The organism is Psychroflexus sp. MES1-P1E, from assembly GCF_002836055.1.
Lineage (GTDB): Bacteria > Bacteroidota > Bacteroidia > Flavobacteriales > Flavobacteriaceae > Psychroflexus.
The window spans coordinates 1-381 of sequence record NZ_PJBS01000043.1 but is presented as its reverse complement, the minus strand read 5'-3'; the positions used below and the strand labels follow the sequence as shown (position 1 = coordinate 381).

The following is a 381-nucleotide window of genomic DNA, read 5'->3' as shown; positions in this document are numbered from 1 at the left end:
TTCGCAGTTTCGTACAGTTCTATGAGGCTTTTTAGACCTCGATTTTAAGTCGTTGAAACTCGCGTAGTATGTCCTTTCAAAAAATAGTTGAATATGAATAAAGGTATTAAATATTTTGGAATTGATATTAGCCACTTGGTATTCGATGTCACGGATTCTGATGGCAATTACTATCAGTTTAAAAACAATGTATCAGGCTTTAAAAAGTTTGTAAAGCTCTTAGATATGAATAGCCATTGCGTGATGGAAGCAACAGGGTATTATCATTATCAACTGGCTTAGCATTTACTAGAATCTAGTCTAAAAGTATCGGTAGAAAATTCATTAGCGGTGAAACGCTTTATACAGATGAAGTTGTCAAAAATCAAGACCGATAAGAGC

General features: G+C 34.1%; 1 pseudogene. It reads left to right on the top strand.

The features are described 5' to 3' along the window. Positions 1-93: 93 nt before the first annotated feature. Positions 94-381: pseudogene (locus CXF67_RS00245) on the top strand (IS110 family transposase); the annotation flags it as partial.